This window comes from Mycobacteriales bacterium (assembly GCA_036497565.1).
Taxonomy (GTDB): Bacteria; Actinomycetota; Actinomycetes; order Mycobacteriales; family QHCD01; genus DASXJE01.
The window spans coordinates 1-4744 of the sequence record DASXJE010000280.1 but is presented as its reverse complement, the minus strand read 5'-3'; the positions used below and the strand labels follow the sequence as shown (position 1 = coordinate 4744).

Annotated in this window: 5 protein-coding genes; 2 read left to right on the top strand and 3 right to left on the bottom strand. The window is 67.1% G+C overall.

What is annotated here, in order from left to right; translation table 11 throughout:
* The coding region (locus VGH85_21940; protein HEY2176480.1) for a hypothetical protein at nucleotides 1–731 on the bottom strand (731 nt) is incomplete at its 3' end.
* Nucleotides 732–866: 135 nt separating this feature from the next.
* Between VGH85_21940 and VGH85_21935 the strand changes: the two genes are divergently transcribed.
* Complete coding sequence (locus VGH85_21935) at nucleotides 867–2093, top strand: sulfotransferase (protein ID HEY2176479.1); 1227 nt, start codon at nucleotides 867–869, stop codon at nucleotides 2091–2093.
* On the top strand, nucleotides 2090–3163 hold the full coding sequence (locus VGH85_21930) for an NAD-dependent epimerase/dehydratase family protein (protein HEY2176478.1): 1074 nt from the start codon (nucleotides 2090–2092) through the stop codon (nucleotides 3161–3163). The genes VGH85_21935 and VGH85_21930 overlap by 4 nt, the downstream gene beginning before the upstream one ends.
* On the opposite strand, the gene VGH85_21925 is transcribed toward VGH85_21930, so the two are convergent.
* Nucleotides 3135–3827 carry a hypothetical protein gene (locus VGH85_21925; protein HEY2176477.1) on the bottom strand — a complete coding sequence of 231 codons (693 nt, stop codon included), beginning with the start codon at nucleotides 3825–3827 and terminating at the stop codon, nucleotides 3135–3137. The two genes, VGH85_21930 and VGH85_21925, sit on opposite strands and share 29 nt — an antisense overlap.
* A 5-nt stretch (nucleotides 3828–3832) precedes the next feature.
* On the bottom strand, nucleotides 3833–4573 hold the full coding sequence (locus tag VGH85_21920; protein ID HEY2176476.1) for a DUF899 domain-containing protein: 741 nt from the start codon (nucleotides 4571–4573) through the stop codon (nucleotides 3833–3835).
* Nucleotides 4574–4744: the final 171 nt, after the last annotated feature.

The window sequence follows — 4744 nt, the reverse complement described above, 5'->3', positions numbered from 1 at the left end:
CTCGGAACACCGGCGCTGGTGTGCTCGACACCGACGTGCTCGCCTTCCTCGATGCAGACACACAAGTGGCGCCGGATTGGGCGGAATCCGTTCTGCAGTCGGTCGCCGACGGCGGCGCCGTCATTGCCGGTACGCCGTCGTCTCTCCGTGACCAACCGCCGAGTGCCCGCGTCGGAGATCTCGACGGCCGCAATGGTTACCTGCCATGGGCATCCGCCTGCAACCTCGCGGTGACCTGCCAGGCGTTCGCCCAGCTCGGGGGATTCGAGGCGACCCTGCCTGCCCTGGAAGATGCCGACCTCTGCTTCCGGGCACAACTGCGAGGCCTCGCGCTGCATCGCGCGCCGGTTGCGGCGACGACCTCTTCGCCTACGCGGGAACGCCCCTTCGACCGCATTCGCTCGGGTCGGGCGGAAGGGCTCCTGCAGTGGCGGTTTCGTGCGAATCCATACTTCGCCGTCATGCCGCGGGTGCCGGACGCGGCCGACCGGCTCCGGCAGTTCGGGCGCGGGCTCGGTCGGGCCGAGCTCTTTCTCGGCCAGCGACACGTTCCTGACCTCGTCCTGTCGTCCGACTCCGACCGCTACGCCGTCATGCCGATCACTCCGTCGCCCCGCGCCATCGTCATCGTCGGCCGGGACGGCGATCTGGCGGGTGTCGCTCGCCGGTTCCGCGAGACGGACGACCTGTCGTTCTGTGCACCCGGTCTCGAGGCCGATGCACTCGCTCACTGGGACGAACCGGCTCCATGGGCCTTGCAGTTGGCTCGATCCGCCCACAGGGCAGGCTGGAGGCTCAGAACTGCTCTCGCAGCGAAACGGTTGGAGCAGGAACACCCACGAACGTGGGGCGAGGCATTCCTCCTCATGGGTGCGGTCCTCGCCTGGTACGAGGGCCGCGCCGGCTACGCCCTCGCAGTCGGTCCGAACCTGGCTGCCGCGATGAAGGAACGGCTTCCCGGCACTCCGATCGTCGAGCTCGACTCTGCCGGCAGGGTCCCGGACGTGCGTCTTCCCGACCGGGAAGCTCGCCCGCTGTCGGTCCGCACCGGCCCTGCCACGCAAGGTCCGGCAGGTCGAACCTCAGTGGAGAGTCCGCCGCCGGCAGCCCGCCGTCAGGACCACACCGGACTGCACGCCCCGCCGGACCCGTTGATCTTCGTCAGTGGCTGTCCCCGCTCCGGGACCACGATGCTGCGCAACATGCTTGCCGCCCACCCGGCGCTCGCCATGCCAGCTGAAGAGGCCTACTTCGTCACCCGCGTCTATGGCCAGTTGAAGGCTCGTGGGCGTACCGCCGACGTCGAACTGGCCTGGGAACTCATCCGATCAGACCCCCACTTCCGCGCGTGGCGCCTCGACGTCGCCACCCTCGATGCTGAGATCGGCCGCTCGCAGCCGGCCAGCTACGCCGCCCTCATCCGGATGGTGTTCGCCGCCGCCGCCATGGCAGAGGGCAAGACTCTCAGCGGTGACAAGTGCACGAGTTATTCGATGCACTGGAAGTGGATGGCCGAGCAGTTCCCGACGAGTCGCTTCGTTCATCTCCTGAGGGATCCAAGAGACGTCTGCGCGAGCCTTCCCCTTCAGTTCTTTCATCATGGCGGGGTGGCCGGCGCCGCGTGGTGGTGGTTGCTTCATGTCCGCGAGGCTCCCGGAGCCGCCGCCGCACTTGGCTCCCGTTGGCTGGAGATCCGCTTCGAGGATCTGGTCAGCGACCCTGCCGGGCAACTGCGCACGATCTGTGACCACGTCGGCATTCCCTACGACCAATCGATGGTCTCGTACGCCGCCCAACGGGCGCTCCCGGCGGGAAGCCACCACCACACGGCCCGGCAGTCCCCGCAAGCCGGGCACCGTGGCTGGCGACGCTCGCTCGATCACGACGACGTGGTCACGGTCGAGCGGATCACCGGCCGGGTGATGCGGCGATGTGGTTACGAACCAGAGACCAGCGGTGTCACTCTTGGCGCTGCCGTGACGAGCGCGCAATGGATTCTCGAGGAGGCCAGGTATCAATGGCTCTTGTGCAACGCACCGCGGCCGGCGATGTTCTCTAACCTTCTTCGAGCGCGGTGGAGGGCCGAGGTGTGACCGACACGCCCCGGGGAGCAGACGACGGCGCCGCACCCACCATTCTCGTCACCGGCGGCGCCGGCTTCTTCGGGGATCTGTTCAAACGACACATGCTCGAGCTCGGCTACATCTGCGTCAGCATCGACATGAAGCCAGACCCCTATTCGCATCCTCGTCTCCGCAGCATCCAGGGAGACATCCGGGACGCCGATCTGTTGACCCAGCTTGGGCAACGGTACGACTTTCTCGTGATCTATCACTTTGCGGCGATGCTGGCGCACGCGATCAAGGACAAGAAGGTCCTCTGGGCCAGCAACGTCGACGGCACGAGAAACATCGCCCGGATGGCAGCCCGGTTTCGCATCCCGAAGGTGATCTTCACGTCGTCGAACTGTCTCTGGGCCGAGAACCATGACCGACCGGTGACCGAGATGGACGCCCCACGACCGGTGGAGATCTACGGTCGTTCGAAGCTGGCCGCCGAGCGCATTCTCTTATCACGCGACGACTTCGTCACGGTCGTCCTTCGCTGCCCGACCATCATCGACTCCGGGCGCCTCGGGCTCTTGGCGATCCTGTTCGAATTCATCGACGCGGGCAAGCGGGTCTGGATCGTCGGTGCCGGCGACAATCGCCTTCAGTTCATCTATGCGCAGGACCTCATCGATGCATGCGTTCGCGCCGCCGACCACGGCGAGAGTGCGGTCTTCAATGTCGGCTCGGACGACGTGAAGACCCTCCGAAGCGTCTACGCCCATGTGATCGAGCGAGCCCAGACCGGCGCTCGGCTGGCGAGCCTTCCCCGGCGTACGACGTTGCTGGCGCTGAAGCTGGCCTACTGGTTGAAACTGTCGCCACTCGGGCCCTACCAGTACCGAATGATCGCCGGGAACTTCATCTTCGACACCACCAAGATCAGGGACACGCTCGGCTGGAAGCCCACCCTGACCGACGACGAGATGTTGTATCGCGGCTACCGCTTCTTTCATGACCACCGAGGCGAGATCGTGGCCGACAGCAATGACCTGTCGCCGCACAAACAGAGCGCCAAGATGGGCGTCATACGTGTGCTGAAGTGGATTTCTTGAGGCTGCCGATCGGTTGTGGCGAGTATTGCCGGAGAGCAGGCACCACCTCGTCGGCCATGGCCAGTCGGCCGGCCTCGACGGCGCTCCGGGCAAGTACGCCGGCGACCAGGGCGGTCAAGATCGGGGTCGCACTCTCGGGCACGTGAAGCGCACCGAGCACCGCCGCTCCGACCACCGGGCTGACGCACGCGACGAGTAGCCAGGTCGCCGTCCTCCGCCGTTGCTCCACGCCGAACAGCGGGGCGATGGCGAAGCCCTCACTTCCCGCGTGCAGGACGAGCGCGGCGATGACCGGGATCGACGTCGTCACGGCGAGCGCCGAGCCCTCCAGGGCCCGGTGCACCCCGATTGCCAGCGCCGCCGCACCGCCGCCGGCGCGTGCTCCGCATGCGCACCCCCGACGTAGGACGACGCCCGCTGCCGCGAAACTGGCGCAGCCTGCCAGAGCGGCGGCGATCCACCACCCCGGACCAGAGCCGCGCAGGTCATCGGCGATGTCCGGGATCAGATCGCCGAAGACCACGACGAGCAGGAGCCCGGCGACCGCGGCGAGCGAGATGGCCGAATATCGCGCACTCCATCGCCCCATCAAGGCGCCGACAATGGTCGCTGCGGCTATCAGACCGGCGCCGATCCATTCCGTCCCGCTGAGGGCTGACAGCATCACGGCTACTCGGCGAAGTCGGGGCTTGCCGCGTGGGCCGTGGCGGCGCGGTCCTTGGGTTCTTCCCACTCCTCCTGGCGGCCGAGGGCGGTCATGTCCAGGACCGCGTAAGCGCCGCCCATCTGCTCGGTGCCCCTGCCGAACGTCGAGTAGGTGTGGAACAGCTCGTCGCCGTCGCGGAGGAAGCAGCTCATGCCCGGCTGCTCACCCGGCTCTTCGAGGACCCAGCCCAGCCCGGCCGTCCGCAGTTCGTCCTGATCGCGGTAGTTGTACATGACCGGCGCGACCGACTCGTCGAGCGTGACGTGGAAGTCGTAGTTGAAGTCGCTGCCGTGGGAGGAGTACCAGGCGATGTCCCAGCCCTTGAGCTCCCGGTACGCCGCGATCTTCGGATACGGCGCCCGAGAGACCGCCGCGAACGCTGTGTCGCGGGCGCGCAGGTGGTCAAGCAGCCCCGCGGACATCTCGTCCACACCCGCCGAGCAGCTCGAGCAGCCCTGCTCCCAGCTCGGGTCGAACATGAAATGTTGCAGCACGAGCTGGCGGGAGCCGGCGAAGAGGTCCAAGAGACCGACCTCGCCCTCGGGGCCCGCGAAGCGATAGTCCTTCTCGATGCGGACCATCGGCAGCCGCCGACGGTCGGCGTTGAGCTGATCCTGCATCCGGGTCAGGGACTTCTCCCGCGCAAGGAGGTCCTTGCGGGCGGCGAGCCACTGCTCGCTCGAGACGACGTCCGGAAGGGCCACGGGTGCCTCCTTGCGTTCCTGCCGGCGCGGTTCGCCGGTGCGGTTATGACTACGACGAACGGCGAGCCCTCAAATAGACAGCATCCGGATTCCACCACAGATCGGCTAGGCCTGCGGCGGGTCCACGACGCCGTATCCGTCGTGCCAGTTCCACCACGCGTACGGCGGGGT

Bases quoted from the DNA above. Each gene is read 5' to 3' on its own strand.
- VGH85_21935 (HEY2176479.1), top strand. From the start codon at position 867: ATGGGTGCGGTCCTCGCCTGGTACGAGGGCCGCGCCGGCTACGCCCTC.
- VGH85_21925 (HEY2176477.1), bottom strand. From the start codon at position 3,827: ATGCTGTCAGCCCTCAGCGGGACGGAATGGATCGGCGCCGGTCTGATA.